We start from the raw sequence: 3,234 nt of genomic DNA on the forward strand, positions 1-3,234 counted from the left end.
GCGTATTGTACAATACGCGAGCGGGGACGCTCGCACTACAATAAAAAAAATGCTTTTTACAAAACTGAGATGCTCCCACCCTACGAATTATTATGCAACTCCAAACCCTGTATTTTCGCGTGCATAAGTTGGCTGAATTCCTAGCACAATATCCTCTTTGGGTACTCCCATTTCTACCAATTCATCAGCAATTTGCCTGTCAGTTTGATTTCGCTGAATCCAGATTTTGCCATTTTTAATATCCAAATGAAACACACAGTTATACACGCGGCGGTGTCCGTCCCATCCTAAATCGACGGCTAGATAGCGATCGCTTTCTCGATCAAAAATTGTTTCTACCTCAATTTCTCCGTTAATTGGTGCTATCTTACTGTCTTCAATTAGGAGTTTTTGAATGCACTGACGGTAATGGTCTAGTCGATCCATTTGACTATTTCCTCCTGAACTGGGTTATACACAATAAGCTTGACTTGATGTTGTCGAACCGACGCTTGAGGTAACTTCCGACTGAAAAAAGATTCGTAAGTGGCGATGGGAACTGCCAAATATAAAGTGCGAGCTGGTTCGAGCTTTTCTAAGACTAAACGGTAATTTAAAAATTGTCCTAACGCGGTATGAAAATCAGAGAGAGCTGAAGCGCTTAAAAAACTCTTGACTTCTACTGCAATTTTTTTTCCTGATTTTTCCGCCCCGATGAGTCGTTCCGCTCCCAAATCGATTTCGACTCTCTCATTCTCGGCAAATTCTAGCCTGAGAGGATCGTGAGTAACCACCCACTCAGATTTTTCAAGACCTCGCTTCACAGCATTATGAAATAGATCCTTAGCTGACACTGGTTATACCTCACCTCTAAACCTATCTTAACTGATTGGAGTAAACTTGTAGGGTGGGTCAGTGAAAAACCCCTGAATTATTGAAAAAATAACGCCAACTGACGCACCCTACAGTTTGTATAAGAGCGCGATCGCCCGTTAGCGAAAGCGTTGCGATCCGAAGGAAAGCCCGCCCCTACGGGGGCTACGCCAACGAAGAGGATCGCACACCAACATCCTCCTACAAATCAGCAGCGTGCTGCTTCAATTCATCCAAAGAAACGTATTCCAAAGTCAAGGCGTGAGTCGCAGCCAAAACCACAGGTGGCGCAACTCCTGCATCCATTGCTTCCTTCCACCGAGGGGCGCACAAACACCAGCAATCCCCAGGCTTCAAACCGGGAAAGTTAAATTCGGGAACCGGAGTGCTCAAATCATTTCCATTCGACTTAGTGAATTGCAAAAACTCTTCTGTCAGTTGAGCACAAACAGTGTGAGCCCCAAAGTCGCCACCACCTGTATTGCATTTGCCGTCTCGATAATATCCTGTCATTGGCGAAGTGCAGCAAGTCTCTAACTTTCCGCCCACCACATTTGTAGCTTCCGTCACCATCGCAACTCCTCCATAAAACTCTTCGATCTAATTTTACACAAATCGTTGTTTATATATTTTTTTCCATCGCAAAGTTGATGAATTTTTGTCCTCTGCGTTCTACTTCTTGTTTTGTAATCACAATAAATCCCTGGGTTTCAAAAAAAGGTCGAGCTGTAATGCTGGCTTCGGTAAATAACTTGTTAATTCCTAAGTCTTTGGCTTTTGACTCAATTTGTTTTAAAATTAGCCTACCAACTCCTTGCCTTTGAAAATCTTGATGACAGTAAAAGCGATCGATATGGCCGCTTGCTTCTAATTCCCCAAAACCTGCAATTTTCTCACCCTCTTCGGCTACGAATGTAAATTTACTGCTTAAACTTTTAGTCCAACTTTCGATATCGATATCTGCGGGAGCCCAAGCATCTACTTGTGCTTGTGTGTAATCGCGGATGTTTACTTCGTGTACGGTGTCGTAAAACAGTTTTACAATTTGTTGGGTATCACCGATTTCGTAGGTTCGTACTCTCATAAATTATCTCACTGCGATCGCTTCTTTTATATTAATTTGGGATTTTTAACCGCTTCGCAACACGGATGGATGTTGGCTTCTACCATTTTGGCTCATTTCTTGCAGGGCGATCGACCAAAATTTCTCGCCCACCCCTTGACAAACACTCCTACTCTATGTTAATCAAGCAGAAGAAATCTAACTCGAATTAACACTACATTAATCCAGCAGCTTAACTAATAAGGCTTGAAACTTATGACAGAAATTGGGCCCGATCCAAACCGACCCTATCCGATGGCCGACCAACGGCGCGTATGCTTCATCAAAAACTTTATTAAATCCCCCAACATTATCGTCGGCGATTACTCATATTACGACGATCCAATAGATCCCGAAAAATTTGAAAAAAATGTACTTTATAACTACGGAAACGATCGATTAATTATTGGTAAATTTTGTGCGATCGCCACTAACGTCAAATTCATTATGAACGGCGCTAATCACAAACTAGACGGTATTTCAACTTATCCTTTTCCGGTTTTTGGGAATGGTTGGGAAACAGCCATGAATTTATTAATGGAACTGCCAAGTAAAGGCGATACCGTCATTGGCAATGATGTTTGGATCGGCTATGAATCCCTGATTATGCCCGGAGTCAAAATCGGCGACGGTGCAGTCATTGCCGCCAAATCCGTTGTAGTAAAAGACATTCCCGCTTACACCATTGTCGGTGGCAACCCCGCCCATCCAATCAAACAGCGTTTTAGCGATGCTGAAGTTGCACAACTATTAGAAATTAGGTGGTGGGATTGGGAAATCGACAAGATTTCCCGCAATGTCAGCATAATTATGCAAGGTGATATTCAAGCACTCAAAAATGCCGAGTAAACTCCCAAATACAGCGATATTAATTTTAACTTTGATCCTGTGTACCGGTTCCGGCGCGATCGCGCCGGCGAACCAACTCCCAGCAGCCGATCCCGGATACATCTTCTAATCTGCGTTCATCAACGTCAATCAGCCTGCATCTGCGGTCAATCGATTTTAGATTTTAGATTTTAGATTTTAGATTGACTTGCGCGAGATAAATGCGGGGGCTCTTCTGATTTTCGATTTGCGATTTGGGATTGATTCCACGGATAAATCACGTGGCGGGTACCACCTTTGAAATTCGTGGTCAAAAAATCCCCCAAAATCACCATGCAAACCCAGGGAACCCCCGTACCGCACCGCCCCTAAAACTTAGGAATGAGAATTAAATAACTTCCACTCTTGAAAGTGGGATGGGCGTCCCGCCCGTCCTTTTTGGACGGGCGGGA

At 43.5% G+C, this 3,234-nt stretch carries 5 protein-coding genes; 1 reads left to right on the forward strand and 4 read right to left on the reverse strand.

All coding sequences use genetic code 11. The features are described 5' to 3' along the window. Positions 1–90 precede the first annotated feature (90 nt). From QUB04_RS32240 to QUB04_RS32255, 4 genes are all read right to left on the reverse strand, one after another. Positions 91–426 carry a XisI protein gene (locus QUB04_RS32240; protein ID WP_333290727.1) on the reverse strand — a complete coding sequence of 112 codons (336 nt, stop codon included), beginning with the start codon at positions 424–426 and terminating at the stop codon, positions 91–93. Further along, entirely contained in the window at positions 414–833 is a 420-nt protein-coding gene (locus QUB04_RS32245) for a XisH family protein (protein ID WP_333290728.1), read from the reverse strand. The genes QUB04_RS32240 and QUB04_RS32245 overlap by 13 nt, the downstream gene beginning before the upstream one ends. A 220-nt stretch (positions 834–1,053) precedes the next feature. After that, the gene (locus QUB04_RS32250) at positions 1,054–1,425 is read right to left on the reverse strand and encodes a DUF2237 domain-containing protein (protein ID WP_333167401.1); all 372 of its coding nucleotides are present in this window, start codon (positions 1,423–1,425) and stop codon (positions 1,054–1,056) included. Between the two features lie 49 nt (positions 1,426–1,474). Then, a complete protein-coding gene (locus QUB04_RS32255) occupies positions 1,475–1,936 on the reverse strand; it encodes a GNAT family N-acetyltransferase (RefSeq protein ID WP_333290729.1) in 462 nt (153 codons plus the stop codon). 234 nt (positions 1,937–2,170) lie between these two features. On the opposite strand from QUB04_RS32255, the gene QUB04_RS32260 reads away from it, so the two are divergent. After that, on the forward strand, positions 2,171–2,803 hold the full coding sequence (locus QUB04_RS32260; RefSeq protein WP_333290730.1) for a Vat family streptogramin A O-acetyltransferase: 633 nt from the start codon (positions 2,171–2,173) through the stop codon (positions 2,801–2,803). Positions 2,804–3,234 lie beyond the last annotated feature (431 nt).

The organism is Microcoleus sp. D2_18a_B4 (assembly GCF_036702475.1).
Taxonomy (GTDB): Bacteria; Cyanobacteriota; Cyanobacteriia; order Cyanobacteriales; family Microcoleaceae; genus Microcoleus.

Excerpts from the sequence above, each read along its gene's own strand:
- QUB04_RS32240 (WP_333290727.1), bottom strand. The coding sequence starts at position 426 with ATGGATCGACTAGACCATTACCGTCAGTGCATTCAAAAACTCCTAATT.
- QUB04_RS32260 (WP_333290730.1), top strand. The coding sequence starts at position 2,171 with ATGACAGAAATTGGGCCCGATCCAAACCGACCCTATCCGATGGCCGAC.
- QUB04_RS32250 (WP_333167401.1), bottom strand. The coding sequence starts at position 1,425 with ATGGTGACGGAAGCTACAAATGTGGTGGGCGGAAAGTTAGAGACTTGC.
- QUB04_RS32255 (WP_333290729.1), bottom strand. The coding sequence starts at position 1,936 with ATGAGAGTACGAACCTACGAAATCGGTGATACCCAACAAATTGTAAAA.